This is a genomic window from Streptococcus sp. 10824, assembly GCF_013276595.1.
In the GTDB taxonomy this organism is placed as follows: Bacteria; Bacillota; Bacilli; order Lactobacillales; family Streptococcaceae; genus Streptococcus; species Streptococcus pseudopneumoniae.
In genome coordinates this window covers 1-318 of sequence record NZ_VMLH01000174.1, presented here as the reverse complement: position 1 = coordinate 318, position 318 = coordinate 1, and the positions used below count along the sequence as shown (strand labels likewise).

Genomic DNA, 318 nt, shown 5'->3' with positions numbered 1-318 from the left:
GTTTTGTCTTCCCAGTTGGCATGCCGATTGTTGAAGAATACCTGCCAGAAGGTGCTGGTAAATCAATGGACTTTGTTTACAAATCAGCTAAACAGCGCTTGTCTCCACGCGATGTAGAATTTATCGCTGAATACTCTGGACTTCCTGTCTATGTCAAGGGACCACAATGCCGTGAGGACGTTGAGCGTTCACTTGCTGCGGGAGCTTCTGGTATCTGGGTAACCAACCACGGTGGTCGTCAAATCGACGGTGGACCAGCTGCTTTTGACTCGCTTCAAGAAGTGGCAGAAGCAGTTGATAGACGTGTGCCAATTGTCT

1 protein-coding gene is annotated in these 318 nt (G+C 48.7%); it reads left to right on the top strand.

Features of this window, described 5'->3' with window-relative positions; translation table 11 throughout:
• The coding region (locus HT701_RS11170; protein ID WP_172931541.1) for an alpha-hydroxy-acid oxidizing protein at window positions 1-318 on the top strand (318 nt) is incomplete at both ends.